Below are 26,778 nucleotides of genomic sequence, written 5' to 3' on the forward strand. Positions count from 1 at the left end.
AGCTGATCCAGAAACAAGATATCAAGATCTACCCAAACCCTGTATCTGATTATGCCTACATAGAAATAGGTATGCAATTCCAGAATGCAGATATTTTGGTGTATGACATGGGTGGAAGACAGCTTCAGACGGTGAAAACTAAGAATAAGGTGACCAAAATTAATACCCAGTCGTTAGTTCAGGGGGCTTATCTGGTGGTGATTAAAACCGATACCAATAAAACAGCGAGTGCAAAACTGATCAAAAAATAAAAACTAATTATGAAGAAAACGAATTATATAAAAGCCCTGGGCCTTGTCCCTGTTTTTTTAGGGGCACTGGTCTACGGACAGGCAGGCGTAGGAGAAGCTGTTACTACCCCTATTGCCTCACCATCTATGGCTGCAATGTCACAGTATTCTGATGTGCCAATGTCTCTGGCTACTGGATTACCGGATATCGGGATTTCCCTTTCTGATGCTCCGACTTCAGGTGGGGTGAAATGGCCGCTTGGGTTAAGCTATAATGCAAGAAGGACAGATAATACCGAAGAACTGGCGAGTGATGTAGGCCGTGGATGGTCATTTTTCGGAGCAGGAGTGGTTTATAAAAAAATTGTCATGGGTCTGGACGAATGTTATGACAATGCAGGGGCTATGTATTATCAAAAAAATGAGTTTGATGATCTTTACTATTATAATCTGCCAGGGCTTTCAGGAAAGTTCAGAATCAAAAGAGACATAGCCACTAATACTTTTACATTAGTGAACTTAGTGCCCAACGGAGCTAAGATAGAATATGTGAGAGACAGCAATACATCAACTTTTAAAGCAGATAGTTTTACGATAACAGCAGATAACGGATATAAATATTTTTTTGATAAACCGGATCTAGGAAGGTACGATTGCGGAATAGATAATCTTATCATTATGGAATATAAACCGGCCTATTACCTGACCAAAATTTTATCTCCGATAGGGGCTGAGGTAGCCGTATTTACCTATGATGAAAAGACAAAATATAAGGAAAACAGTACAAATTATCTTATATTCCTTCAGAATAAGCTGAAAGCCATCACCAGCAGAAGCGGGCAGACGGTTTTTAATTATTCATATGATGAAACGCTGGAAGGCAAAAAAGAGAGCGATAAAACAGCCAGTGATCCGTACAGCCTTCAGAAAATTATTTTTAAAAATCCTGCGGGAGAAGAACTGTCTTCTTATGTATTTAACTATACCATGGTTTCAAAAGGTAGTGGTATTTCAAATAAAGAAAGGGTTCTTAATTCTGTGTTCAGAAATGATAAAAACAACAGTCCTGTTGAAAAGAACAGTTTTGTATACAATGAATCTTCCGGTTTAGGACCTCTTAAAAGAATAATTACCCCTTCTGGCGGAGTTACGGAATACAACTTTGAAAATGGAGAGGTTTATTTTAACTTTAATGATCCTTATTATTTACACTATCTGACTGTAACATGGGATATTATTAATCCAGAAATACAATACCGGGAAGGAGTAGGCAGCGGGCCGGTTGATACCAATGAGACTTTGCAGTACAATTTTACAGTACCCGGGGATCCTTCAGAGAAAAGGTACTTTAAATTTATTTTTCAAATTGATGAGTATAGCTATCCTCTGTCTCCTGAAATTCCGGGTGTTCCTCCAAAACCAAGAAAGGACAAGCTTAAGGTTACCCTGAAAAGAAACGGGGAAATTATCATTCCTTCTTTTACCATAACTGCAGAGTTCTATAAGGAACAAAATATCAATGGTTATCCCGGAAATTATACCATTGAATTGGAGTCAATTGAAGGGGCTGCAGGAAAAGGAGAGTTTGGAGCATCTGTGATAAAATTACGTCCAGGTCCGTTTAGAAATGCAAAACCTTCAGGCCAAACCAGAATTAAAAATATAAAGTATTATAAAAATACAGCTGCTGCCAGTCCGGATAGGACGGTTAATTATGATTATGAATCTGTTGAGCAGTCTAACAGTACAAGTGGTTATCTGTACGAAAATGAAAGAGAAGATGAAGGAGATTTTATAAACGGGTATATCATCCACAGAAATGTAAAAGTCTCAGAAACAGGCAAGGGATATGTACGTCACTACTTTAGAACACCGGATGATTACCCTAAGTATCAGACCGGGGGAACAGTAGGAACTCCGCAATATTTCTGGCCTTATTACAATGTGACTAAAAGCGGGTTAATGAGAAAGAAAGAAACCTATAATGAACAGAATACACTTTTGACAGAGGAGGTTTATGATTATGAACTCGATAATTATGTAAACGAAGAATATGATATGAGGTTTGGAGATAAGACTACTTCAAAACCTGCTTACATTAAAAAGAATATGATCACCGCAAAAGCATTTTTTCCCAATAACGGTATGTTGGAGTCCAGTTCAGAAACCTGGATGAACACAAACCAGAAACCGTATTATACAAAAAGTACGGCAGATGGAGAAACCTCAGAACAGTTCATTACTTATCCTTCCGGGCAGGCAGGATACAGCCACCTGGTGACTGCTAATATGACAGGAATTCCTATAATAAACGAGGAAAAGAAAAACGGAAAAATGACCTCTAAATCGATAACCCATTACGAATCTCCATCTCTTCTTCCAACATCTGTCCTCGCGACCAATATTGCCGATGGCAGTACAAAGCAGAGCGCTTCTCTGGATGCTTATGACGACAAAGGAAATGTACTTCAGGTGACTTCTGCGGACGGGATTTCTACGACATTGATCTATGGCTATAACAAAACGCAGGTTATTGCCAGAATAGAAGGAGCAAAATATAATGATATTAAAAACAACTCACTTATTACCACGGCTATTGCTGCATCAGACAGCGATAATACCAACCCGGGATCAGAAAGTGCGTTGATTACAGCTTTGGATAATCTCCGTATGGACAGTTCAATGACGGCATACAGAATTACAGCATATACCTATGATCCAATGGTGGGGCTTACCACAACAACGTCTCCGGATGGCCAGCGTGAAATGTATGAATACGACAGTGCCGGAAGATTAAAAACCCTGAAAAGAGCAGAAAAAGATGCTTCAGGAAATACCGTGTACAAAACGCTGAAAGAATACAAATACAACTACAAACCGTAAAATGATGAAAAGAATTTTAAGCCTGTTCGGGATATTGTCAGCGGTAGTTTTCTCTGCACAGAACAATCTCACCAATACCGAAAATTATACCTATACCAAAGAATGCCTGAATGCAGACTGTACCAAAGTTTCAGAAAGTGTACAGTATTTTGACAGCTTCGGCAGACCATTTCAGGCGGTCAGCATAAAATCCAGTCCTTCAGGAAAGGATATGGTACAGCATATTCCGTATGACAGTTACGGAAGAAAAGTAGACAGCTGGTTTCCTGTTCCCATGCCTACATCGGGCGGGGCAGTTCATGACACAGCAGCCGTAAAAAGCAATGCAGTGAGTTTGTATGGAGACAACCGTCCGTTTTCCCATACCGTATTGGATAATTCGCCACTAGACCGTGTTTTGCAACAGATTTCTCCGGGGCAGGACTGGCAGAACCATCCGGCAGCTTTTGCCTATGAAACCAACATCAACGGTGAAGTTAAAAAATATATGGTTTCTTCTTCCTGGACTGAAGGGAGAACAGAATCGGTACTCTCACTTCCGGGAAGCTATCCGGCTAATACCCTGACGAAAAATACCGTGACCGACCAGGATGGAAAAGTCTCTGTAGAATACAAAAACAAGCAAGGACAGCTGATTCTGGCAAGAAAAGGAGCGGGAACACCGGACGTCGCAGATACCTATTATGTCTACAATGAATTTGGGCATCTGGTCTATGTTATTCCTCCGCTGGCTTCGGCCTCAGGATCAGTATCTCAGGATACTCTGGAAAAGCTTTGTTACCAGTACCGCTATGATGGCTGGAATCGCCTGGTGGAAAAAAGACTTCCGGGTAAAGGCTGGGAATATATGGTGTATGATAAAGCAGATAAGCTGATTCTTACCCAGGATGCCAATCAAAGAACTTCGTTCAGCTGGATGATTTATAAATATGATGCATGGGGAAGGCCTATTTATACAGGAATACTAACGGCTAATAATACCAGACCAGGTATGCAGAGTCAGATTAGTGACACATCTGTTATTGAAAGCAGAAATACCACAGGACTCACGGCCAATGATATGACTTATTATTACTCCAATATGTATTGGGGACTGAATACCCTGTTATCAGTCACTTATTACGATTCTTATCCTCAGCAGTATGGTTTTAATCCTCCTTTTCCGTCAACGATTTTGGGAGAACCGGTACTGACTGAAACTCCTGATGCTGATGGAAGAAGCACCAAAGGTCTTCCGGTGATGAGCCTGGTAAAAAATATAGAAAATGACAGCTGGACAAAAACCTATACCTATTATGATCAAAAAGGAAGAGCAATAGGAACCTATTCCATCAATCATTTGGGAGGCTACACCAAAACAGAATCCAAACTGGATTTTGCAGGATTAACTCTACAAACCAAAGCCTATCATAAAAGACTGGCCACAGATACTGAGAAACTGATCACCCAGACCTATGATTATGATGCTCAGGGAAGACTGCTGGTACATAAGCATAAGATTGATAATAACCCTGAAGAGATTCTGAAGCAGAATACTTATAATGAACTCTCCCAGATTGTCAATAAGAAAGTAGGGGGAACCAATGTTTCATCTCCTCTGCAGAGCATTGATTACACCTATAATATCCTTGGCTGGCTGACGAAGATCAATGATCCTGCCAATCTGAACGGGAAGCTTTTCGGGTATGAGATGAAATATTTCAATCCTCAGAATACCACAAGCACCTCAGGGAAATATGGTGGGAATATTACAGAAATAGATTGGAAAACAGTCACAGATAATGTATTGAGAAGATATGATTATCAGTATGATGCCTTAAACCGGTTGAAAAAAGGAATATATTCTGAACCGGGTTCATCTGTTCCGCAGAATGACTTTTATAACGAGGCAATGAGCTATGATCTCAACGGAAATGTAAGTTCTCTGCAAAGAAATACTAAAGGAGAGGGAACAGCACAACAGATTGATAACCTTATCTATACTTACACCGGAAATAGGCTGCAGACAGTTGTTGATAATACTGGAAATTATATGGGCTATCCTGATAGTTCCGGCAGTGCGATTTCATATGACGACAATGGAAACATGACTGATCATATTGACAAAGGGATATTAGAGATCAAATATAATTATCTGAACCTTCCGGGGAGAATGAAATTCAGTACTACCTATGTAATCCGGAATAACGAAACAGGAGAAGATGAAACAAGAAATGTAAGATCGGAATATATCTACCGTGCTGACAGAACCAAACTTAGAAAGAAATACACTTTTGAATTTAGAAAAAATAATACAGAACGCACCAACACAACAGATTATCTGGATGGATTCCAGTATACCATCAATCATCTGAACACGGTCTCTCTGGATTTTGTTCCTACCTCGGAAGGATACTACGATTTTAAAAATAATAAGTATATTTACAACTATACCGATCAGCTGGGAAATGTACGGTTGAGCTATCAGAATAATGGCTCAGGAGCAGCAGTTCTTGAAGAAAACAACTATTATCCGTTTGGATTAAAGCATTATGGATACAATTCTACATCAGGAAACCCTGACTACCGATACCAATACAACGGTAAAGAGCTGCAGGATGATACAGGAATGCTTGATTATGGCTGGAGACAGTATATGCCGGAATTAGGAAGATGGAATGGGATGGATCAGCTTTCAGAAGCTTATCGTTCTTTTTCCCCGTATGCTTATGTTGTTAATAATCCTATAACATTAGCCGATCCTGATGGTAGGTTAAGTCAGGATTTTATGGACATGGTTAATAAATCTAGTCATGGAACTGTCTGGACAAACAGAGATGGGAACTTTTACAGTAACAGAGGAGGAGCAATGGATGGCTCAGGGCGTTCTCTAAATTCAATACAGGCAGCTAAAGAGAATGATGGAGGCGGTGGCTTTTGGGGAGGTATTAAAAATTTCTTTGGAAATATTTTTAGTAAAAAAGAAAAAGGAGCGGGTATTTCAACCTTTTTAGCTGGTGCAACAGTTAGTAGAGTTACCACTGGAATTGTTCAGATTGGTGAAGTAACTAATATAGGAGGAGCTTCATATTTGAAAGGCTTGGGTACAGGAGTTATCTCAACAGGAGCTATGACTTTAGGAGCTATTTTATACCCTACAATGATTGCAGAGCCGGAATTTGATTGGACAAGAAACTTTGACAAAACTATAGATGTACCGATAATTACAACGGATGTAAATAAAAACGGAATACTGTTATATAGAGGAGTTTCTTCTAATGCACATACTAAAACGCAAGCTATAATGTATAATGAAGCTTTATTTGGTATTGCCATTCCTAACGGTTTAAGACCTGGAGAAACTGCACATTGGGATATGGATGCTCATGCAATGGGTGATAATTATTCTGTTTTTACATCTTGGACGTTAGATTCGACTGTAGCAAGAGATTTTGCCACAAGTTATGGAACAGCATCAGGAGTTATACTTTCTAAAAGATTTAAAGTAGGTGTTAATGCTATCCCAAATATCTCTATTAATGCACAAAAAATGCAAGAAGGCGAATGGTTAATTTTTGGACCTGTAATTAGAGCTAATGTTCAACACATAAAACCTTAATTAATGAAAACAAAAGAAGAAGTATTCACTTTAATAAAAAAAACAGTTAATCTTCCTGGGGAAATTAATGATTACCAATTGAGGTTAAGTAGCGGTAGATTTGAGAGAGAAAATTTAATTGGAATATATAAAATAAGAAGAGGTATTGCGACTCGCCAAGAGAACTTTAAGCTTGCTGAGCAAATGAGTTTCTTACTTATTGGATTAGAAAATGATACAGGAATTCTATTAAAAGGTGCAAATATTTATGGTAAAAACTATTTTGGCATGTATTATTTAAGTGAGGATTGGAATAAAGTTATTGGATATTTAGAAAGTGAAGTTGATGAAAATGGAAATCTAATAAATTAATATGGAAGAAAGAGAAATAATTATAAAACAAATTGAAGAAAAATTATCAATTGAATTAAGACCAGAAAACATTTCCAAGATGAGCTTGGATGAATATAGAGATTTTATTATTTCTATGTTTGAGTATATAAATCTAAATATCTTTTAGCATCCTTAGACTTTAGAAAATTTGCAAACGATTTTGTATATAATTATGAAGATGATGGTTATGAAGATAATTGTGGCGAACGAGTAAGGTTTTTTATGGATGAATTAGCGATTTTATATACTTATCATCCACCATTTTTTTGGATTCTAACTTTGAGGATTTTAAGCATAAAATGAAAAAAGATATCTCAAAAGGTAATGGTTTATAAAAATGAATAGTGTATTAGATTTGGCAATGTTCCAAATATGTTGATATCCTGTATTAATAAACATTAATAAAGAAAATTTCAAATAAAATAATTAAAAACAGGTAATTATTTGAATTACCTGTTTATTTCAAATAGTCAAGATCAATTCATTAAATAATTATTAATGTCAAATACAGAAATAAAATCTCTGCTACGCAAAGTCTTCTGATTTTGATCCACTAAACAAACAACTGGGCTCTCTTGAAAAAGAAAGCCTGGTTTCTTATAAAAGGTCTTTAAATTCTTATTATTTGGACATAATAAGTGCATCCCCGTTCATCTCAGAAAATAATAGACTGTTTCATCTTTGAAACAGTCTATTTTTGGTAGAAAGAGTCATATTGGTAATATAATTTTAGAATAATGGTATATTTACAACTATACCGATCAGCTAGGAAATGTACGGTTGAGCTATCAGAATAATGGCTCGGGAGCAGCAGTTCTTGAAGAAAACAACTATTATCCGTTTGGATTAAAGCATTATGGATACAATTCTACATCAGGAAACCCTGACTACCGATACCAATACAACGGTAAAGAATTACAGGATGATACAGGAATGCTTGATTATGGCTGGAGACAGTATATGCTGGAGTTGGGAAGATGGGGAGTAATAGATCCTCTTGCAGAACAGATGAGAAGGCATAGTCCATATAATTACGCATTTAATAATCCTATAGAATTTATTGATTCCGATGGAAGACTTCCTTCTCGTTTAGCAAGCTTTTATGGTAAAAACTCTGCATTTAACTGGGAGTTTGATCCAACGACAAGTGTTAGTGGGCTTGCATGGAATGAAAGGTATTCAGGATCTAATTTTATGGCTGATGATGGTGCTATCGGATCTTTTATGTCATGCTTTACTAATAATAATAGTATTACAGGATTTACCGTTACAGGTTATATGGCAGGAGCTATGTTTCAGTCTATCATGGCAGGAACCTCGATTGATTCTATTCTTGGAGGGTTTAATTCTTTGAGGGATCAGATGATTAATGCAGGTATTGATAAACCGGAAAGTATAAAAGCAAGTTTTAGTGATGCAAATAAACTTTTAAATGCTGGAGTATTTGGTAATCTTAATAATATACTAAACTATGTGGCTAAGCAAAAAGAAGGTTCAAAAGTTTTTTTTGAAGAGACTAACAGAGATGATATTATTGGAAAATCTGAAGGATATAGGATATTACTTAATATGAGTAAAATAAATAATGTTTTATTTCTTGGTTATGTAATAGGACATGAAATGGTTCATTCAATTACAGACTATTTCAGCACGAGTTTTTACGAAATAGTTGGATCAAAAGGTAAAATTGCAAGTAATGCTTTTGGTTACTTTTCAGAATATGTTTCATATTCATGGGAAGAAGTAATGGGAAATTCGGCAATTTCTCCTAATGCAAAAGATTACACATATCGTGTACATGGCCCAAATGCTAAACAGGCAAAAGCGAGATATGAGCAAGTATCTATAGATATGGTTAATAATAATTTAATTCAACTACTTAGAATGTATAATAAATTTGTAAATATTTCACCAAAGTAATACTATGAGAAATCTATTCATAACCTTAACGTTCTTTTTTTATGCGACGGTTTTTGGACAAATTGAACTAAAAATTGTCGAGCTTAAAAAAGATTCATTAAAAAATGAAAAATTAGTTATAGAAATTAGAAATTTAACTAACAATTATTTAGCAGTACCTTTTGATCAAAAAGGATTTAAAGGATATAATTCAGAAGAATTATGTAGTGATCTTAAAATTTTAGACTATCCACATCGTTTTTTTGGATTAGCTTTAATCTTTAAAGATAAAAATGAGAGTAAAGAACCTATCCAGTCTTTGGTAAGGAGCTATCATGTAAATGACAAGGATGTTGTTATTGATAAAGTTGGATTAGAAGAATCTAAAACTAAAGATAATCTAACGAATTGGGGTAAAAATAATAAACTAAAAAGTCAAACCGAAATAGAAAGGAATTTCTACATCATGCATAATCTATTGCTTTTAGAACCTAAAGAAAAAATTAGAATGAATTTTGATTTAGATATTTTTGATATAAAACGGGGCGAAACTTCATTTTATAACTATTATATCCTTAATAATAATGAAGAGTATTCTCTTAGTTTAAAATTGTGTGCAGATAAATTTATATATAATTATCTGACTGTGAAGCAAAAACAGGAATTAAAAAAGTATAAATTTTTTAGTGGTATGATTGAAAGCAATACTGTTCCTTATCTTTTTTCATATGAATAGCTCTAATAGTTTATCCAGATAGCAAAAAACCACTGTGAATGCAGTGGTTTTTTTCGAACTTTCATATCTTTTTACTACCAATAACAGTCATTTTAGGAAGCACTGTTAGGGGGTATTTAGCAAGAGCATTGTTTCAATTCATCATGAGTGGGGTATCTTCTATTGATTCTATTCTTGAAGGATTTAATTCTTTGAGGGATCAGATAATTAATGCAGGTTTAGGGAGTAATCCTGAGAAAACGCAGGCAAGTTTTAATGATTGGGTAAAATTAACGGATAAAGTCCCTGAATTAAATAAGCTCTTTTCAAAAGCTCCTTCAGTGTTTATTCCGGTAACTGGTGAAAATTATTTAGGGCAACAGGATCCATTTACTAACAAAATAAGAATTAGTACTGACAAAATTGGTAATTTATTAGAATATGCTTACACAATAGGTCATGAAATGTTACATGTTTTTGATGATAAATATAATTATAAAAAGTATATCGATTTATTTTCTACGAATGATCGAGAATTTGAGAGAAATAGATATACAATCCCAATTTATATGCTTTTTAAAGAGTATAGAGGATATTCTTGGGAAAAATCATTAGGAAGAGATGTTGATGTTGACCGAACAATGAATGCATATAGAGTTAGATGGGCTCTTCCTCAAAAAACACTTGACTTTTTGAATAGTAAAATTAAATTTTTGTCAAACTTATTTATAAATCCATAGTAATGAGAAAACTTATTTATTTAATACTTTTTTACTCATCTTTTGCTTTTTCTCAAATTAGTTTAACCTTAAAATTTCTTGATAGAAGCTCTAAAGTTGATGAAAAACAACTTATAGAAATAATTATAAAAAACAACTCTCAAATCAATTATATATTGCCAATTGATACAACAGATTTTAAACCGTTCTATAATGGAGAATCTTGTGTTGATTTTGTTGATCAGGAAAGTTATAAGGACTTAATGTTAAAAGCAAATTTCGAAAACCAATCTGATAATGAAATATTAATGGCTATTCCTCAATTTAAATTAATGGGGAAAATTGATGAAAATGATAATCGAGTTATCATGGAATTAAAGAGAAGGGATTCTCTTAAAGATTTACAAAATAAAGAAGTAGATCACTGGAAGAGGGTTAATAGAATATTACAGAGCAACGATTGGGCTATTAAAAATAAATTTTTAATTTCAAATTTAATTTTTTTGAAGCCAGGACAAGAGTTTGTCTATCAAAAATATTTTACTCCTAAAAAAATTAATTCTAATCAAATATCTGGGACGTATGATTATTATAATTTGTTACCAAATGAGAGTTATAGCTTTTCTTTGATGTATTGTATTGACGAGAGAGTTTATGGATATTTAACGGAAAAACAAAAAAGAAAATTTAAAAAATTTAAATTTTTTACTGGAAGTTTCGAAAGTAATACCTTGAAATGGAAATGATTCTCGTAGATTAGATCTTAGTTACTTTGTACTGGTGCGTGTGTCCTGCTGCTCGAAGCTTCCTGACTTTGAGCTGCCAAATAAACAAATGGGTTCTCTTGTAAAAGAAAGCCCAGTTTCTTATAAAATGCCTTTCCTGCTAAATGCAAAAAGAATAATTTTCACATCTACAATTACAGGTCATCTGGGGAATGTCAGGTTAAGTTATACGGATGCAAACAAAGGCGGGATCATTCAGCCCAGAAAGTATCAGGCTATGAAATGTATAGGATCTCCGGCAGGAAATGTTTGTTATATAGATTGGAAACTGGAAGAGATTGTAGAAATGAATGATTGGAGTTGATGATCAAACACCACTCATATCGGAAAATAATAGGATCTTTTAAATGCGGGAATTTTAACAGTGGGGTTAGCTAGTATTTCCAGTAGCCGCTCCCTTATTTTTGCATATGGATTAGCTGACTATGCTTTTGACATAGGGGGAACAGTGGATGACAAATTTGGTGAAATCAACACAAATATCTATGATTAAATCTTTTATTAAACAATGGCTTTTTGTTAATTATTGTGGACAAAAAATTGGTCAATTTAAAGGGGCTGATTTGAGCGGAACGTTATTAAACGTAATGAATGTAAATATTTCATTTATTATTTATGGAATTTTTCTGGATATTTATATATTGTTGGGTTTTAGAAACTTTATAGTAATTGCTGTCATTGCAATTCCTTTTGAATTTTTAGTAACCCGAAAGCTAATTAAAAGGTATATAATGCCACTAATATCATTGAAAGAATTAAATGACCTATATAATTTGACCCCACGTTGGAAAAGAATTTTTTATTTTATTTTGGCAATTATTATCTTATTATGTAGTGTACTTAGTTTTTTCCTATTGATTATTAGTTTAAAATTCTTTTAGAGTTAGATGCCTTTTGGTAAAAAAGCCGAGAAGACAGTATGATAGAGTGTTTAAAGTACTCTGTCCAAGAGATAATTTCAATCAGCGTATTATACATACAATACGCTGGTTTTTGTAATTTTAGTGAGATCTAATGAAAGTTTGAACAGATTCAATATTTAAAATAGGAATTTATGAACAAAATAGAAATAAAAGGGAGTAAAGCGAAATTAGTAATAATGTTTATAGGAGCACTAATGTTTGTAATTTTAGGGGTATTTCTAATAATTAATCCGGAGATTTTTTCTTCCGTAATATTTAAAAATATAATATTTATACGTGTTATAGGGATTATATCAATAATATTTTTTGGGTTATGTTTTGTTTTTATACTAAGGATGTTGTTAATGAAAGAAAATAATCTTATCCTTGACAAAAATGGAATTACTGATAACTCTAGTTATTCCAGCGTAGGAATGATTGATTGGAAGGATATAACCTCTATAAAATCTATTGATGTTATGTCAACAAAATTTTTAATTATTAATTTAAAAGATCCTAATAAATACTTAATATCACAAAATAGTATTAAAAGAAAACTCTTAGAAAGAACTTTTAAAACTTATGGAACTCCTATTGCAATCTCTTCAAATGCATTGAAGTGTAGTTTTAAAGAACTTGAACAAATCATTTTGCAATTTTATAATAAATATAAGCATAATTAATATTTGTATTAAAGTAAGAAATTAATTTCTCAATGGTGAGTATTACAGCTCTGTCCAAAGAAAAGCAATAGACTGTTTCATTTTGAAGCAGTCTGTTTTTTCCAAAGGGTATTGTATGTACTAAAATTTAAAATAATAAAATACATTTACAACTATACCGATCAATTAGGAAATGTACGGTTGAGCTATCAGAATAATGGCTCAGGAGCAGCAGTTCTTGAAGAAAACAACTATTACCCGTTTGGGTTAAAGCATGAGGGATACAATTACACATCAGGAAATCCTGACCAATACAACGGTAAAGAATTACAGGATGATACAGGAATGCTTGATTATGGCTGGAGACAGTATATGCCGGATCTCGGAAGATGGAACGGGATAGACCAATTGGCAGAATCTTACTACCTGGCCAGCCCTTATGCGTATGTGTTAAACAATCCTATTTCTTTTATAGATCCTGATGGAAGAGCAGTGGAGCCTGTTGCGGACGGCTGGGAATTTATCGGACAAGACGTAGCACGTCTTTTCAATTATTTAAAAAGAGGAGGAAATGTAAAGTCACTTACCAATGCTTTGGGAAATTGGAACGGAAGCGGACGTGTAGATGATTTCTGGTCTTATTTTGGCTCCTGGTTAGCATGGTCATCAAATCCATATATGGGAGCTGGTGGAGCTGTTTATGCCACAGTGATTTCAGATGGAGCTAAGGGAGCTACATCAACGGACATACAGGAAATTGTTTTCACTAGAATCAAAGTTGCTGATGTTCAGAGTTTAGAAGATAGTTTCGCAGACACTCAAAAAGCATGGAGACAACCCGGAAAAGCCATGATGATGGACAGTATGTTTGACGTTTTGGGGATTTTAATCGTAAATAAAGTCGAACCGGAAACACAGACTCAAGCATTAGGAATTGCGGCATTAGCCGTTATCTTCGCTAAAGGAAGAGTTGCTCCAGGGATTATTAAAGCAGAGGAATTTATAACAGTACGACATCATACATCTACTTCAGCTGTTAAAGCTATTAAAAAAAGTGGTTCTATTAATGTTTCGTCACCAAGACCATTTGGAGTAGATGTTGAAATGGCTCCTTTTGTATATCCGCTAAATGTAAAACTAGGTCAAGCAAGTGGAGGTTATCTTGGTGGAGGATATATAGAATTTACAGTACCTAAATGGGGAGTTACTCCTACTCCTTTTATAGGAGGTGTAGGAAATTCTGGAAGAATTATGGTAGAAGGGCATATGTAATTGAATATAAGTACTTTGAATCCAAAATATGTTAAACGTTGGTGGTGGCCATTTTAATAAAAATATGAAAAAAATAAAATTAGAATATAACTTGTGTGTTTTTTTATTTGCTTATTTAAATCAAGCAGATTTATCATTACACAGAGCGGGATGGACAAGCATCAGAGAATTGAAAAATTTTTACTCAAATCAGGTAAATCCTAGAGAAGTAGGGCGATTTTTAATACTAAATGCTGATATAAATGAGAGTAAATTAGGATATTATTACGGAATAAAAGGATATTCTCTAAAAAAAATTATTCTTTCGCGGATAAATTTTATGTTTGGGTTTCCTCCTGTCTTCCTTAGCGAGGAAATTTATTATATATGCCAAAAATTGATGAATTTTGCAGAAATGCTTGAAAAAGATGATGTTCACCAGTTGGAAATGGAAAAATTAAGGCTTGAAATTTCAAAATTTTCTTTTGATATATTAAGGTATAAAATATCTTATAAGGATTATAGTGAAGCATTAAAAATTGAACATTATATGCAACATGATGGGCTAAAGGATATTAAAATAAAAGAGTTTATAAAAAGGCTTCCCGACTCATCTGTTTTTATAATGTATTTCAAAAATATTTGATAATTTTTTAATCTGTAGCTTAACGCTGATGCTGGCTTTGATAGTAAAAAATGTAGAGATTTTTTAGAGAAAAAGGAAATAATGATACAAACAGAAAAATTAAATAGTGCAATATTGGCAATCCAAGACATGATAATTCGTGCACGCAGTTTGGCTTATAAAAACGAATCATATGAGTTCTTAGCAGACTTTTTAGATGGTATAGAGTATCTTCCAGCCTTGATATTGGAGAAAGGAGATCAAACAGAATTATTTGAGCATTTTTTAGAAGAACTATCTACTAAATATAATTTTCCAGAGGTTTTTAATAAATATAAAAAATATGAGTAATGTAAGTGAATATTAAAGGTTGTTCAAAATGGAAATAATGTTATTTGAAAACCCACATAATTTATAAGTAAATAATTATGGAAATAACAACAGATATAAATAGAATCAATCAGATTTTGACTGAATATCAAGGTGATAAAGCGGAAATGTGGCTGTTTGATATTAGTCACATTAGATTAGCAATAAAAATATATTCAAAAAGAAAGGATGATGTTCCTTTTCTTGTAATGATAGGATGCAAATATATTAAGGGAACTTTTATGTTGGATAATCCGAAATTATCTGTGAAGAAGGATTTTGATACAGAAGGATCAGAAGTCATTTTCAAGATTATTGATGATGTTAGAGATTTTGAACTGATATCGACAGGAGGTATCGCTTTAGCTAAAGGAGTCGAATCAGAGTTTGGTGATTCATTTGAGGGGTTTTTATTAGAAAAATAAAAAATTCCAGATTAGATTATCATGAAGGGCTATTACTAAAAGTTCAAAACTCAAAAAATCAGGTAAGAGTATCAAAAAATACTCTTACTTATTTTGCTGTTATATATCAAACTAAAATCCACATTATAGAATGTTCAATAACTGAAATTAATAAAAAATAAAAAAAATGCATATTTTGTTAACAGTTTATTTGATGATAATTTTAATAGTAGATGCTTATGAAGTGTGGAATTACATGATTAATATCTCAAATGAAACAATTATATTATTTTTCACTTTATTGAATTTCAGAGAAAAGTAGGAAATAATGACATATCAATATTTTCAACATCTATATTTTTTACAATAATGCTATGGATGAATATCTTAACAGCATTAAATTTTATCCTTCTTAAAAATTATTATCCTACTAAAAATTATTTTATTCCTATTACATTGTTTTGTATTGGATTATTCTGGGTAATAAATAATTATTTAAGGAAAAAGAGGCATGAAAATTATGGTTTTCATACATCATTTTTAGGGTATTCATGTTTATTACTTTATATTATAATAAGCTTTGCTTTATTTGTATATAGTGTAGAACTGTTAAGATAAAAGATTAAGATATGAATTATAACCTCCTCTATAAAAACAAAACCCCGGAAAAGCCCTTAAACAAAAGAAAAAATCCATAATTTTGCGGCATGAGAATACTTTTCTATGCGTTTTTATGCTTTCCTTTTTCTCTTTTCTCACAGACGACGGCAAAGGTAGTTGGAATTTCAGATGGTGACACCATCACGGTTTTATTAGACGGAAACATTCAGAAGAAACTTCGGTTGGCAGAAGTAGACTGTCCGGAAAATAAGCAGCCATTTGGGAAAAATGCCAAACAATTCACCTCAGACCAGATTTTTGCTAAAAAAATCACTTTCACAGAAATCAAAACAGACCGATATGGACGTAGCATAGCCAAGGTATATTATGACAATGGAAAATACCTTTCCGCGGAAATTATTAAAGCAGGTTATGGATGGTGGTATTATACCTATTCAAAAGATAGTTTGCTCGGAAAAATGGAAAAATCGGCAAGAGTCCACAAGGTAGGTTTATGGCAGGATAAAAAAGCAATTTCTCCGTGGGATTACCGTAAAAAAAGACGTGAAGAAGCTCGTAAAAAACGTTTACAAAAACAAGCTGCAGAGCAATCTGAAAAGAAGAAAACAAAGTCATTGCCCAATTCTTCAAAACAAGATAACAAACCAAATCAGGTAATTTATTAGCTGAAACCCAATTTTCATCAATCCAAATGAGTCCTGTGAAATAAAAATATTAGTCAATAATCTTTATTTTGCAGAATATATTCAATAGAGGTGGACTTTAGTCCGCCTAAATGATAAAAAGACCATCCATTGGCTTTGGCCAAAACCTATACAGTCAATTTGTAAAATCCGCAATAAATTAGAACTCGTGCATCCGTGGCAATGAAATTTTTTAACTACAATAACACTTAAGTTTTTTTAAGAGACAAGCTCTACGTCGAGAAGTGCACTGCAATTTTTATTAACCATCGAATAAGAAATCTGCGCCATCTGCAAAATCAGCGAGCGATTTGAAAATAAAAAAATGTGTATTGGTGATATGTTTTTTTACCACGCAAAAATGAAATCCTTTAGTTTCCAAAAAAACAGCTGCAATTTAAAAGCACACACAAGTTCGATGCTTTATCCAATAATTATTAACCAAAGTTAAAAAGTTGATTTCGAAAAATTGTTATAAATCTGCTTTCAGGAGCCCAAATCCTGAAGAAGCCGGCTCTTTACCAAAAAGGCAGGAGAATATATTCTGAAACTCGTGAATATACCTGCATCTGATTGAATTTCCATAAATCTTCAGTCCTTCAAGAAACTTTTTTGAGCTAAGATCAATATCGTATTTTATAAACGGTTCTGGTCTTTCATATCGGATTCTTCGTTCCGAACTGTAGGTACATGAAAATCCAAGCCTTTCAAGCCATTCTTCCGTAATTTGAATCGGTTGAATAGAAACGGCTGGTACAGAGAGACTTTGGGAATTGTTTTCAATTTTCACAAAATAATCATGACTGATATTTTGGAAGATTTCAGTGATCGTATAAATCTGACTTTTGTACTCAACTAAATTTTTAATTTTAAGATCTGCTACATTCATGATACTCTGGATTTTTGATGGTGAAAAGTGCTCAGTATACAAGTGCAAATACTATGCCTCGCATTGGATTTAAAACCCTGTATTTAGTGAATGTTTTGTTAATTTTTATGACTCATATTTAATTATTTATTAAAATAAGTCTTCCTGCTCGTAAAAGATGGTCATTCCGGAAAAAATGAAATGTGGTAGCTATGTGGTATCTGTTATTTTGCTCTCAAATACTTGTTGTCAGATGCGAATAGAAATGAAACAGCTGCAGCAAAAATAATTACCCCTATGAAAAAATTCCAGGAGAAAGAATGGAGAAGATATCCCGTTCCGCTTCCCAGAATGCTGGAGCCGAAGTAATAAAAAAGCCAGTAAATAGACGTTGCAGAAGATTTTCCGCGTTTTGCCCGCAGAGCTGTCATCTGGCTGGCCATCGTATGAGCAGCAAAGAAAGCGAGCGTAAATAGCCCCAGACCGAAAATAATAATATAAATATTCTCAGAGAAAAGCAGTATCGCCCCTGCAAGCATGCATAGAATAGAACCCTTCAAAATAAGAGAAGAATCCAGTCGTTTTGAAAGTCTGCTGGTGATCATCGTTCCGAAAACCCCGAAAATATACATTAAAAATATAAATGCAATCACAAAATGATTAAGGTAAAACGGACTGCCTTCTAATCTAAAGCTCAGGTAATTGTATACACTGACAAAAGCACCCATCAGCAAAGCAGCAATACAGTACAAACGCAGCATATACGGATCTGTAAGAAACCGTTTCATCTGTTTTACCTTTAGAGAATAATCCATTTTTTGAGGATTGAAAAATCTGGAATCAGGAAATAGCTTCCAAAACACCAATCCAAGAAGTAAACTTTCTATTCCTATGATCAGTACAGCATTCCGCCATCCGAATTCTCCCGCTAAAATAGTTGCCAGTATTCTTCCGCTCATACCTCCGATTGTATTTCCACTGAGGTACATACTAATGGCAAGAGCTACCACAGATGCATGAACTTCTTCCGTAAGATAGGCCAATGCAACGGAAGAAACTCCGGACACAACAAAACCTTTCAGAAATCCTGCGGCAATAAGAAAACTCAGATCGGGAATCCAGGCAGAAATAATAGTAAGCAGGGCAGAGGAGATCAGGGAAAAGACCATCAGGTTCTTTCTTGAATAAGAGTCTGCTTTAAAAGCAAAAAAGAGCAAACCTACAGCCATCCCAATTGTAGAGGAAGAAACAAGAAGAGAACTGTCGCCGGCGGTGGTTTTAAAATATTCTGCAACCATTGGAAGCATCGGCTGAAAAAGATAAAGCTGGGCAAATACAGAAAGTCCCGAAAAGAAAATACAAAGTTTTATATACCGGAAACGGGCACTGCCTTTTTCTGCTTTTTCAGATGAATTCATGATCTTTTGAGTTATAAAAATACCGGGTTTTTATGATGAAATATGAATTCTGTAAAGTTGCTGATATTTTTTTAATTAAAAAAATGGAGTATTCAATAAGAGCTATTGGCAGAAACAATTATTATAAATGTCGCTGTATGGCCAAGTGAAAGAGGCTGGCCATACAGTTGCTGATGATATCATCGCCGGATTAGTGCATCATTTCATGAACTTTGATCAGTTCAGCAATATTAGAAATATTCAGCTTTTTGAAAATCCTTTTTTTATAGGTACTTACCGTAGACATCTGAATGTCTAGTTTATTGGAAATTTCAAGATTTCCGTATCCGTCTGCCAGCAGTTTGAAAATTTCATGTTCACGGGATGACAGCTTCTCTACAGGATTACTTTTTTTATTCTGAATGATCAGGCCGATCAGCTCTGCAGGATAATGATACCCTTTTTCTATGACTGACCTTACGGCTTCCCGGATCTCTTCTTCGCTGCTTTGCTTACTGAGATAACCTTCAGCACCTTCTCTGATGTACTGAATGGCAACATCTTTATCATATCCGGAAAATACAAGAATTTTAAGACTTTTCTGTATATCCTTAAGCTCAGTGATCATCCTTTTGTACTGGGTTCCGGGCATATCAATGTCCAGCAGAAGCAAATCATAATGACGTGCGGCCAATTGTTCCTTGACCTGTTCATAATTTTCTGCAAAATCAATGTCAAGCTTGGGATACGCAGACTCCAGTACCAAAGCAGTTCCGGCTCTTACTACATAATGATCATCAGCGATTAAAATTCTTTCATTCATATAATATTAGCTTTAATAAGAGTTATTTCAATAGAGTTCCTTTTAGAGATATCCGGAGTTGAAACTAATGGAAGTGTTACTTGATTAGGAATGGATTTCCAACTTTTAAAATCAAATTGATAGCATCCCATATTCTTTGAAATTTTGATCCTTCCTGCAGCTGGCTCTTCAGACATTTCCGTAGAGGTGGTTATTATGGCAATTTTTTGCCTGGTTTTAGAGGGTTTAAGACTAGTTATGTTGGTTAAAATATTTTTTGCGACATTCTCAAGAGCTATCCGGATAAAACCATACCTGTTCCGGACAAAAAACTTCGCCATGTTCAGCAAAAATTCGTTGTCTGTAATATACCGTGTAGAAGTATGACGCTGTTTGTAAATATTTGAAAATAATATTACAAAAAACAATGTCCGGGCTCTCAAATACATAAATGATCTATGTTTTTCCGTATGATCAGTACAGAAATCTGTTAATAATAGTCATTTTACAAGCCAAAGTTTTTTAAGTGTGGGAATTACTGAACGCATTTTTTCTCATAAATATTTCTATTTTTTGTGTTTTTGATTAAGGAGTTTTAGTTAAACACGTAAAATTAATAAAAATATACATATTAACTGCCATGGTATGGCTAATTTTGATATGAGTTTTATCTCCCCGAAAAGAGAGTAAATGAGATAAATTTTTCGTAAGAAAGAGATGTAGTTTCTTGAATAAGGTAAAAATGTGTTTAAGCTTTTCTCATTTTCAATGAATAGAAGAGATTTTTAAAACATCAATTGAAGAGCTGATAAAGCCTGAAATTCTGGAGCATTTAAAAATATACCATATACAGAATTCAAACGGAAGATATTCCCCTTTTTGTAATAAAAGTTCATGAAAAAAAACCTTGTGATAATTGTTTGTAAATGAATGATTTTCTTTGGTTTCCGAAAAGTTCACCATGTTCTTTTTTATTCTTATCTTTAATTTCATAGAGGAATTGTCTAAAAATATAAAGATGACAAAAATGAAAAGAAGTGAAGAAATCACAAGCCAGTATTTTGCTTTTCTGGATAAGCATATCCTTGAGGTTATGAATGGCGTTACTCCTGAATTTATGGAACTCAATGAAATTGCAGGACAGCTCGCTGTTTCCCATACCCATCTTACCGATACCATAAAAAAAGAAAAAGGAAGGCATCCTTGCTACTTTTATGATGAAAAGATTATTGATACAGCCAAAACTATGCTTGCCGGTTCTGACAAATCTATTGCCGAGATTGCGAGAATTCTTACCTATGATCCGTCTAATTTTTCCAAGTTCTTTAAAAAAATGACAGGCATCACCCCTGGAGACTTTAGAAAAATAAATAAAAATTCAGTTGAAAATAGTATTGGATAACCCTCTTTAAGGATGATTAAAATAAGCAGATAGACAGGGTTTTTTAGGTTTTTTCATCTTGTAGAGAAAAAAAGACAAAAATAATATTTTATAAATGAGGTGATTGTAATTGATAATCATCTTTTTTGTTATTTCTCTATTAATAGTGTTTTATGGTTGTCTTTTTTTTGTTAATTTAGGTTTCTTAAAAAGCTATCCAAACCATTAAAGCATAAAGTGAATTATTTAATAAAAATAAAATTATTTGATTATCAGATATTAAGCGGTTTTTTTTTTAAATGTTTATAAATTTAATGTAAATGTTAAATTTTAACAAGCTTTATTAATCATATATTTGTTTATTCAAACAACTAATACATAATATAAACAACATTAAGGATGAGTATCGATTTTACTACAGCAACTTTTAAAGATTTTGAGAATATTCCTGACTTTAATATTCTTCAAAGAGCAGAAGCCTTCAGTGATTTCCTGGATTATATGAAATCCAACGGTCGTATGCACTACAGGCTTAGAAATACCACAGGAACCAATGCTACATTAAATGTAAGTATTGCAGATCAGAACAAGCAGTATGTAAGTTTTGTTTCCAGTGATTATTTAGGGTTTACACAACATCCGAAAGTAAAGAAGGCTGCCATTGAAGGAATTGAAGAATATGGGACAGGTACAGGAGCAACTCCTCTTATCGGTGGCTATTTTGATTATCATTACAGATTAGAAAAGAAAATTGCTGAATTTTTTGGAAGAGAAGCGGATGAAGCAGTAGTATTTACAACAGGGTATACAGCAAATAGTGCCATGTTGCAATGTCTTATGAAAGGAGAAGATCTTGCTATTTTAGATATGGCAGTACATGCCAGCGTACATGAAGGATGTGCATTTACCAATAAAAAGACATTTCAGCATAATAATCTGGAACATTTGGAACACATTTTGAAGACATCAAAAGATCAGTACCGTACAAAGCTTGTCGTAATCGATGGTGTCTATTCCCAGGATGGTGATATTGCACATGTCAGAGAAATTTATGATCTTGTGAAAAAATATAATGCCTTTCTAATGGTAGATGATGTTCATGGGATAGGAGTCTTGGGAAAAACCGGAAGAGGGACACTTGAACTGACAGATATGTTAGATAAAGTGGACATTATGACAGGAACTTTAAGTAAAACTTTCGGAAATCTGGGAGGATATGTGGTTGCAAATAAAAAAATTGTAACTTTCCTTAAATTCCAGTCACGCCAGCAGATATTTTCAGCAACCGCAACACCTTCTTCAGCAGGAGTGATCAAAGCTATTGAATTGATCGATGAAGAACCGGAATGGAGAGAAAAACTTTGGAATAATATTAATTATTTCAAAAAAGGACTGGATGATCTGGGATTAGATACAGGAATTACCTGCTCGGCAGTGGTCCCTGTAAAAATCGGAGATCCGCACATAACAGGAGATGTAGGACGACTGCTTATGGAAAACGGGATTTACACCAATCCTATTATATATCCTGCCGTGTCAAGAAAAGATGCACGTATCAGAATGAGCGTGACGGCAAGACACGAAAAAGAACACCTTGATAGAACTTTAAATGTATTTGAAGATATCAACAAAAAATTGCATATAGCAAAAAAATAATAAATTATGCCTAGAAAAGTAGTGCAAGGTCCCATCAGGGATAAGGAGAAAACCAAACAGAAACTGCTTGCAGCAGTTGGTAAAATCTTGAGAGTAAAAGGATACTCAGGATTAAAAGTTAGTAAAATCGCTGCCGTAGCAGGATTTGATAAAAAACTCATCTATGAGTATTTTGGAAGTACAGATAAGCTTATCGATGAATATATCAGATCACAGGATTACTGGAGTAAAGTAAATCCGGAAAACGTAGATGTGGATCTTTCCGACGGAGGAAAAGAACTGACTAAAAAAGCTGTACTTGCTCAATTTGAAAGTCTTAAGAAAAACAAAGAACTACAGAAAATCATTCTTTGGGAACTTTCAGAAAGTAAGCCTATCCTTAGAAAACTGGTAGAACAACGCGAAGAAGCCGGAGAAATTCTGTTTGAAAATATTATTGATCCTTATTTTGGTGATAAAGCGCTCAGAACAAGAGCTATTATGGCATTGCTTGTTTCCGGAGCCTATTATCTGAACCTGTATACAGGGTACAATGCAAGCAAATTCTGTGGCATTGATCTGAAAAGTGAAGAAGGAAGAAAAGCTATTGAAGAGGCTATTGTTGAAGTGATTGATTTATCTTACCAGAAATAATGATGATTAAAAGTTTTCTTATTTGACCAAAATTAATTTTTTGTTGATAATTTGAAAACTTTAAATTTTCAAATTAAAACTATATTTCTTACTTTTGGCCAATGGAAAATTTTATCGTATCTGCAAGAAAATACCGCCCGCAGCAGTTTGATACTGTGGTAGGGCAATCCCATATTACGGATACTTTAGAACATGCAATTGAAGAAAATCAGCTGGCTCAGGCTCTGCTTTTCTGCGGACCTCGTGGTGTAGGTAAAACTACTTGCGCCAGAATTCTGGCAAGAAAAATCAATGAAAAGGACGGCTCCGTTTCAGAAGACGGCTTTGCTTACAACATTTATGAACTGGACGCGGCATCCAACAACTCCGTGGATGATATCAGGGAACTGATAGACCAGGTACGTTTTGCCCCTCAGGTAGGACAGTACAAAGTTTATATCATAGATGAGGTGCACATGCTGTCTTCTGCAGCCTTCAATGCTTTCCTTAAAACACTGGAAGAACCGCCGGCACATGCTATTTTTATTTTGGCTACCACAGAAAAGCATAAAATAATTCCTACCATTTTGTCCCGCTGCCAGATCTATGATTTCAAAAGAATCACTATAGAGGATATCCAGGGCCATTTAAGAAATATTGCTCAGAAAGAAAGCATTCAGTATGAAGATGATGCTTTATATCTGATAGCCCAGAAAGCAGATGGTGCTTTAAGGGATGCACTTTCCATTTTCGATAGGCTCTCAACCTTTTCCCAAAAGAATATTACCCTGGCCAAAGCAGCCGAGGTTCTTAATATTCTGGATTACGATCAGTATTTAAATATAGTAGACCTCGCCAAAGAAAATAAAATCCCGGAAGTCCTTTTTGCATTTAATGAAATTGTAAAAAGAGGTTTTGATCCTCATATTTTTATAGCCGGCTTAGGCAACCATTTCAGGGACCTTATGATGGCTCAGAACGCTTCCACCATCGAGTTGATTGAAGTGGGAGAGAGGACGAAGGCTAAATTTGTTGAGCAAAGCCAGAAATGGAATGCCCAACAGCTGATAGACGGTGTTGAGATCTGCAACCATGCGGATATTAATTATAAAAATTCCAAAAACCCTAGACTTACAGTTGAAATTGCACTGATGCAGCTGGCTTCTCTGACCGCTGGTTCAGGCGATACTAAAAAAAAAAATTCCTGATACTGGCTCCGTTTCTTCATGAGAAACTGGAAATAAAAACTCCCGAAAAAGCTCATGAGAAACGAGAAGAAAAACCACAACCAGCCGTTCAGACCGATGCTGTTCAGGAAACAGCAGTAAAAACAACGAAACCTTTATCAAGACAAGGAACAGCTTCTGGTTTCAGTATCAATTCATTTCTGAATAGAGAAGATGAAACAACCACTGAAGCAACAGTAGTCGTAAAAACTGACAATCTTCCCCAAAACCATTTTACAGATACAGATCTGCAGATGGCATGGAACCTTATGCTGAAACAGCTCCAGGCCAAAGACAGTTTCGCCTTCAATGCGGTGAAAGCCTTCAAATTGGTGAAGTCTGGTGAAAATCAGATTCGGGTTTTATACCCTTCAGATTCTGCAAAAGCTGAATTTGATAAGATCAGCGGGGAATTTTTCAACCATTTCAAAACAAAGGTACACAACCACGCTATTGAAATAGATTATCAGAGAGACTTCGAAAATCTGAAAGTAGAAGTGGTTACTAAAAGAAAAATATTTGAAAAATTCATCGAAAAAAATCCACTTTTAAAAGATCTTGATGATTTAATGAGGTTTGATTTGACATAATTTTTATATATTTGTCAAATATTTTTGTGAAAAATAACTTTTTGACAAAAGCAAATATAATCCGAAAAGGCTAAAACAAGACATTTTCAGAACAAAAGTGGAAAAAATATTCAACTTATCTCTGTCTTCTTTTACACCCGCTGATCAGTTTTTCAGCGGTTATTTTAGCTTTTCTGCTTTCTATTGTAGAAATTTCAGAACGTATTACCGATTTTATTGGTATTGCTAACTGAATTTCTTTCCAAAAAATACAGGTAAATTAAAGTCCTTTTGTTTTCCTGATTCCTTTAAAAATTTTGAACGGCATTTTTTGAAAAGAATTATAAAGTAAATTTTATAATGAAAGGACTATTGATGTAAGTTTAAAAAAAATATAAAACAATAAATTTAAAAATATGAATTTAAAAGATGTAAAAAACGAGTGGATCAACGGGCTCTCACAGCCATTGATGATTGCTGGGCCATGCAGTGCGGAAAGTGAAGCCCAGATGCTTGAAACGGCTAAAAGAATAAGAGAAACCAATGCCCAGGTACCTATATTCCGTGCAGGAATCTGGAAGCCGCGTACCAAACCAAACGGTTTCGAGGGAGTAGGAGTTATTGGTCTTAACTGGCTGAAAAAAGTGAAAGAGGAATACGGTTTCAAAACGGCTACAGAGGTGGCCAATGCCCACCACGTATTTGCAGCTTTGGAAGCAGATGTAGACGTTCTTTGGATTGGGGCACGTTCAACTGTAAATCCATTTACGGTTCAGGAAATTGCAATGGCTTTAAGAGGAACAGACAAACCTGTATTCGTTAAAAACCCGGTAAACCCGGATCTGGCCCTATGGATTGGTGCGTTAGAAAGACTTCTCGGACAGGATATTAAAAACCTAGGCGTAATTCACAGAGGGTTTTCAACGTACCAGAAAACAAAATACAGAAACAACCCGAACTGGCAGATTGCATTAGATTTCAAAAGTCAGTTTCCCAACATTCCGATGCTGATCGATCCGTCCCATATCTGCGGAAACAGAACAGGACTTGCCGATATTACACAGGAAGCACTTAACGTAGGATACCAGGGGGCTATTATTGAGACCCACTGCAACCCGGATGAAGCCTGGAGTGATGCGTCACAGCAGATTACTCCTGAAGTACTGGCGGAACTTATCGGAAACCTGAAAGTAAGAAATTCAGGACTTGCCGGTTTTGATAATGAAATGGGAAGACACAGAACTTTAATTTCTGATCTTGATTTTCAACTGATTGAGCTTCTTTCCCAAAGAATGAAGATTTCCGAGAAAATAGGTAAGCTTAAAAAAGAAAATGATATCGCGATCTTCCAGCCGGAAAGATGGAAGGTGATCACGGAATACGCTACTCAGAAAGCTAAAGAAACAGGGATGTCTCAGGAATTTATTGAGAAGGTATTTAAAGCCATTCATGAGGAATCTATTGAAGTACAGAATAATATCATGATCGACAGAGCATAATTGACAGATCACACAGTATAGTCTTTAGGGCTTAAGAGTCAGGAAAGTGG

26 protein-coding genes and 1 pseudogene are annotated in these 26,778 nt (G+C 34.6%); 23 read left to right on the forward strand and 4 right to left on the reverse strand.

All coding sequences use genetic code 11. The features are described 5' to 3' along the window. The 17 genes and pseudogenes from J2Y40_RS15405 to J2Y40_RS15485 form a co-directional block, all read left to right on the forward strand. Positions 1 to 251, forward strand: a 251-nt coding sequence (locus tag J2Y40_RS15405) for a T9SS type A sorting domain-containing protein (RefSeq protein WP_309999891.1), incomplete at its 5' end; no start/stop codon positions are given. A 9-nt stretch (positions 252 to 260) separates the two neighbouring features. Further along, positions 261 to 3,113 carry a hypothetical protein gene (locus J2Y40_RS15410; RefSeq protein ID WP_309999893.1) on the forward strand — a complete coding sequence of 951 codons (2,853 nt, stop codon included), beginning with the start codon at positions 261 to 263 and terminating at the stop codon, positions 3,111 to 3,113. 1 nt (position 3,114) lies between these two features. Next, positions 3,115 to 6,711 carry a DUF6443 domain-containing protein gene (locus tag J2Y40_RS15415; RefSeq protein ID WP_309999894.1) on the forward strand — a complete coding sequence of 1,199 codons (3,597 nt, stop codon included), beginning with the start codon at positions 3,115 to 3,117 and terminating at the stop codon, positions 6,709 to 6,711. A gap of 3 nt (positions 6,712 to 6,714) precedes the next feature. After that, positions 6,715 to 7,062: an enoyl-CoA hydratase gene (locus tag J2Y40_RS15420; protein WP_309999897.1), complete on the forward strand. Its 348-nt coding sequence runs from the start codon at positions 6,715 to 6,717 to the stop codon at positions 7,060 to 7,062. A gap of 1 nt (position 7,063) precedes the next feature. Continuing rightward, complete coding sequence (locus J2Y40_RS15425; RefSeq protein ID WP_309999899.1) at positions 7,064 to 7,210, forward strand: hypothetical protein; 147 nt, start codon at positions 7,064 to 7,066, stop codon at positions 7,208 to 7,210. A gap of 614 nt (positions 7,211 to 7,824) precedes the next feature. Further along, positions 7,825 to 8,163: pseudogene (locus J2Y40_RS15430) on the forward strand (RHS repeat-associated core domain-containing protein); the annotation flags it as partial. A gap of 844 nt (positions 8,164 to 9,007) precedes the next feature. Continuing rightward, complete coding sequence (locus J2Y40_RS15435; RefSeq protein WP_309999901.1) at positions 9,008 to 9,718, forward strand: hypothetical protein; 711 nt, start codon at positions 9,008 to 9,010, stop codon at positions 9,716 to 9,718. Between the two features lie 38 nt (positions 9,719 to 9,756). After that, entirely contained in the window at positions 9,757 to 10,437 is a 681-nt protein-coding gene (locus J2Y40_RS15440) for a hypothetical protein (RefSeq protein ID WP_309999903.1), read from the forward strand. A gap of 2 nt (positions 10,438 to 10,439) precedes the next feature. After that, complete coding sequence (locus J2Y40_RS15445) at positions 10,440 to 11,162, forward strand: hypothetical protein (RefSeq protein ID WP_309999905.1); 723 nt, start codon at positions 10,440 to 10,442, stop codon at positions 11,160 to 11,162. A gap of 88 nt (positions 11,163 to 11,250) precedes the next feature. Continuing rightward, entirely contained in the window at positions 11,251 to 11,505 is a 255-nt protein-coding gene (locus tag J2Y40_RS15450) for a hypothetical protein (RefSeq protein ID WP_309999907.1), read from the forward strand. Between the two features lie 181 nt (positions 11,506 to 11,686). Continuing rightward, positions 11,687 to 12,082, forward strand: a complete 396-nt coding sequence (locus tag J2Y40_RS15455) for a hypothetical protein (RefSeq protein WP_309999908.1) — start codon at positions 11,687 to 11,689, stop codon at positions 12,080 to 12,082. 173 nt (positions 12,083 to 12,255) lie between these two features. Next, positions 12,256 to 12,786 (forward strand): STM3941 family protein, encoded by a 531-nt coding sequence (locus J2Y40_RS15460; RefSeq protein ID WP_153391726.1) that lies wholly within the window; start codon positions 12,256 to 12,258, stop codon positions 12,784 to 12,786. Positions 12,787 to 12,966: 180 nt separating this feature from the next. Further along, positions 12,967 to 14,037 (forward strand): RHS repeat-associated core domain-containing protein, encoded by a 1,071-nt coding sequence (locus J2Y40_RS15465; RefSeq protein ID WP_309999912.1) that lies wholly within the window; start codon positions 12,967 to 12,969, stop codon positions 14,035 to 14,037. 64 nt (positions 14,038 to 14,101) lie between these two features. Continuing rightward, a complete protein-coding gene (locus J2Y40_RS15470) occupies positions 14,102 to 14,662 on the forward strand; it encodes a hypothetical protein (protein ID WP_153391729.1) in 561 nt (186 codons plus the stop codon). A gap of 81 nt (positions 14,663 to 14,743) precedes the next feature. Beyond that, positions 14,744 to 14,992 (forward strand): hypothetical protein, encoded by a 249-nt coding sequence (locus J2Y40_RS15475; protein ID WP_153391731.1) that lies wholly within the window; start codon positions 14,744 to 14,746, stop codon positions 14,990 to 14,992. 77 nt (positions 14,993 to 15,069) lie between these two features. Continuing rightward, positions 15,070 to 15,435, forward strand: coding sequence for a hypothetical protein (locus tag J2Y40_RS15480; protein ID WP_153391733.1), 366 nt, complete (start codon positions 15,070 to 15,072; stop codon positions 15,433 to 15,435). A gap of 686 nt (positions 15,436 to 16,121) precedes the next feature. After that, positions 16,122 to 16,700: a thermonuclease family protein gene (locus J2Y40_RS15485; protein ID WP_309999914.1), complete on the forward strand. Its 579-nt coding sequence runs from the start codon at positions 16,122 to 16,124 to the stop codon at positions 16,698 to 16,700. Between the two features lie 490 nt (positions 16,701 to 17,190). Here J2Y40_RS15485 and J2Y40_RS15490 read toward each other — a convergent pair whose 3' ends face one another. From J2Y40_RS15490 to J2Y40_RS15505, 4 genes are all read right to left on the reverse strand, one after another. Continuing rightward, on the reverse strand, positions 17,191 to 17,607 hold the full coding sequence (locus J2Y40_RS15490; protein ID WP_153391737.1) for a hypothetical protein: 417 nt from the start codon (positions 17,605 to 17,607) through the stop codon (positions 17,191 to 17,193). Between the two features lie 203 nt (positions 17,608 to 17,810). Continuing rightward, positions 17,811 to 19,004 (reverse strand): MFS transporter, encoded by a 1,194-nt coding sequence (locus J2Y40_RS15495; RefSeq protein ID WP_309999916.1) that lies wholly within the window; start codon positions 19,002 to 19,004, stop codon positions 17,811 to 17,813. A gap of 190 nt (positions 19,005 to 19,194) precedes the next feature. Then, complete coding sequence (locus J2Y40_RS15500) at positions 19,195 to 19,806, reverse strand: response regulator transcription factor (protein ID WP_309999917.1); 612 nt, start codon at positions 19,804 to 19,806, stop codon at positions 19,195 to 19,197. Continuing rightward, the gene (locus J2Y40_RS15505; RefSeq protein WP_309999919.1) at positions 19,803 to 20,126 is read right to left on the reverse strand and encodes a hypothetical protein; all 324 of its coding nucleotides are present in this window, start codon (positions 20,124 to 20,126) and stop codon (positions 19,803 to 19,805) included. Before J2Y40_RS15505 ends, J2Y40_RS15500 begins: the two co-directional genes overlap by 4 nt. 677 nt (positions 20,127 to 20,803) lie before the next feature. On the opposite strand from J2Y40_RS15505, the gene J2Y40_RS15510 reads away from it, so the two are divergent. From J2Y40_RS15510 to J2Y40_RS15535, 6 genes are all read left to right on the forward strand, one after another. After that, the gene (locus tag J2Y40_RS15510) at positions 20,804 to 21,187 is read left to right on the forward strand and encodes an AraC family transcriptional regulator (protein ID WP_153391744.1); all 384 of its coding nucleotides are present in this window, start codon (positions 20,804 to 20,806) and stop codon (positions 21,185 to 21,187) included. Between the two features lie 378 nt (positions 21,188 to 21,565). After that, positions 21,566 to 22,822, forward strand: a complete 1,257-nt coding sequence (locus J2Y40_RS15515) for an aminotransferase class I/II-fold pyridoxal phosphate-dependent enzyme (protein ID WP_153391746.1) — start codon at positions 21,566 to 21,568, stop codon at positions 22,820 to 22,822. A 6-nt stretch (positions 22,823 to 22,828) separates the two neighbouring features. After that, positions 22,829 to 23,455 carry a TetR/AcrR family transcriptional regulator gene (locus J2Y40_RS15520; RefSeq protein ID WP_153391748.1) on the forward strand — a complete coding sequence of 209 codons (627 nt, stop codon included), beginning with the start codon at positions 22,829 to 22,831 and terminating at the stop codon, positions 23,453 to 23,455. A 101-nt stretch (positions 23,456 to 23,556) separates the two neighbouring features. Further along, positions 23,557 to 24,642, forward strand: coding sequence for a DNA polymerase III subunit gamma/tau (gene dnaX / locus J2Y40_RS15525; RefSeq protein WP_153391750.1), 1,086 nt, complete (start codon positions 23,557 to 23,559; stop codon positions 24,640 to 24,642). A 272-nt stretch (positions 24,643 to 24,914) separates the two neighbouring features. Continuing rightward, positions 24,915 to 25,250, forward strand: coding sequence for a hypothetical protein (locus J2Y40_RS15530; protein ID WP_153391752.1), 336 nt, complete (start codon positions 24,915 to 24,917; stop codon positions 25,248 to 25,250). Positions 25,251 to 25,645: 395 nt separating this feature from the next. Continuing rightward, positions 25,646 to 26,728 carry a chorismate mutase gene (locus J2Y40_RS15535; protein ID WP_153391754.1) on the forward strand — a complete coding sequence of 361 codons (1,083 nt, stop codon included), beginning with the start codon at positions 25,646 to 25,648 and terminating at the stop codon, positions 26,726 to 26,728. Positions 26,729 to 26,778 lie beyond the last annotated feature (50 nt).

It is taken from the genome of Chryseobacterium sp. 2987 (genome assembly GCF_031456375.1).
Taxonomy (GTDB): domain Bacteria; phylum Bacteroidota; class Bacteroidia; order Flavobacteriales; family Weeksellaceae; genus Chryseobacterium; species Chryseobacterium vaccae.

What these genes read in the sequence shown, in the direction of transcription:
- J2Y40_RS15410 (WP_309999893.1), top strand. Translation starts at nt 261, where the DNA reads ATGAAGAAAACGAATTATATAAAAGCCCTGGGCCTTGTCCCTGTTTTT.
- J2Y40_RS15415 (WP_309999894.1), top strand. Translation starts at nt 3,115, where the DNA reads ATGATGAAAAGAATTTTAAGCCTGTTCGGGATATTGTCAGCGGTAGTT.
- J2Y40_RS15420 (WP_309999897.1), top strand. Translation starts at nt 6,715, where the DNA reads ATGAAAACAAAAGAAGAAGTATTCACTTTAATAAAAAAAACAGTTAAT.
- J2Y40_RS15425 (WP_309999899.1), top strand. Translation starts at nt 7,064, where the DNA reads ATGGAAGAAAGAGAAATAATTATAAAACAAATTGAAGAAAAATTATCA.
- J2Y40_RS15435 (WP_309999901.1), top strand. Translation starts at nt 9,008, where the DNA reads ATGAGAAATCTATTCATAACCTTAACGTTCTTTTTTTATGCGACGGTT.
- J2Y40_RS15440 (WP_309999903.1), top strand. Translation starts at nt 9,757, where the DNA reads ATGCAGTGGTTTTTTTCGAACTTTCATATCTTTTTACTACCAATAACA.
- J2Y40_RS15445 (WP_309999905.1), top strand. Translation starts at nt 10,440, where the DNA reads ATGAGAAAACTTATTTATTTAATACTTTTTTACTCATCTTTTGCTTTT.
- J2Y40_RS15450 (WP_309999907.1), top strand. Translation starts at nt 11,251, where the DNA reads ATGGGTTCTCTTGTAAAAGAAAGCCCAGTTTCTTATAAAATGCCTTTC.
- J2Y40_RS15455 (WP_309999908.1), top strand. Translation starts at nt 11,687, where the DNA reads ATGATTAAATCTTTTATTAAACAATGGCTTTTTGTTAATTATTGTGGA.
- J2Y40_RS15460 (WP_153391726.1), top strand. Translation starts at nt 12,256, where the DNA reads ATGAACAAAATAGAAATAAAAGGGAGTAAAGCGAAATTAGTAATAATG.
- J2Y40_RS15470 (WP_153391729.1), top strand. Translation starts at nt 14,102, where the DNA reads ATGAAAAAAATAAAATTAGAATATAACTTGTGTGTTTTTTTATTTGCT.
- J2Y40_RS15475 (WP_153391731.1), top strand. Translation starts at nt 14,744, where the DNA reads ATGATACAAACAGAAAAATTAAATAGTGCAATATTGGCAATCCAAGAC.
- J2Y40_RS15480 (WP_153391733.1), top strand. Translation starts at nt 15,070, where the DNA reads ATGGAAATAACAACAGATATAAATAGAATCAATCAGATTTTGACTGAA.
- J2Y40_RS15485 (WP_309999914.1), top strand. Translation starts at nt 16,122, where the DNA reads ATGAGAATACTTTTCTATGCGTTTTTATGCTTTCCTTTTTCTCTTTTC.
- J2Y40_RS15490 (WP_153391737.1), bottom strand. Translation starts at nt 17,607, where the DNA reads ATGAATGTAGCAGATCTTAAAATTAAAAATTTAGTTGAGTACAAAAGT.
- J2Y40_RS15495 (WP_309999916.1), bottom strand. Translation starts at nt 19,004, where the DNA reads ATGAATTCATCTGAAAAAGCAGAAAAAGGCAGTGCCCGTTTCCGGTAT.
- J2Y40_RS15500 (WP_309999917.1), bottom strand. Translation starts at nt 19,806, where the DNA reads ATGAATGAAAGAATTTTAATCGCTGATGATCATTATGTAGTAAGAGCC.
- J2Y40_RS15505 (WP_309999919.1), bottom strand. Translation starts at nt 20,126, where the DNA reads ATGGCGAAGTTTTTTGTCCGGAACAGGTATGGTTTTATCCGGATAGCT.
- J2Y40_RS15510 (WP_153391744.1), top strand. Translation starts at nt 20,804, where the DNA reads ATGACAAAAATGAAAAGAAGTGAAGAAATCACAAGCCAGTATTTTGCT.
- J2Y40_RS15515 (WP_153391746.1), top strand. Translation starts at nt 21,566, where the DNA reads ATGAGTATCGATTTTACTACAGCAACTTTTAAAGATTTTGAGAATATT.
- J2Y40_RS15520 (WP_153391748.1), top strand. Translation starts at nt 22,829, where the DNA reads ATGCCTAGAAAAGTAGTGCAAGGTCCCATCAGGGATAAGGAGAAAACC.
- dnaX (WP_153391750.1), top strand. Translation starts at nt 23,557, where the DNA reads ATGGAAAATTTTATCGTATCTGCAAGAAAATACCGCCCGCAGCAGTTT.
- J2Y40_RS15530 (WP_153391752.1), top strand. Translation starts at nt 24,915, where the DNA reads ATGGCATGGAACCTTATGCTGAAACAGCTCCAGGCCAAAGACAGTTTC.
- J2Y40_RS15535 (WP_153391754.1), top strand. Translation starts at nt 25,646, where the DNA reads ATGAATTTAAAAGATGTAAAAAACGAGTGGATCAACGGGCTCTCACAG.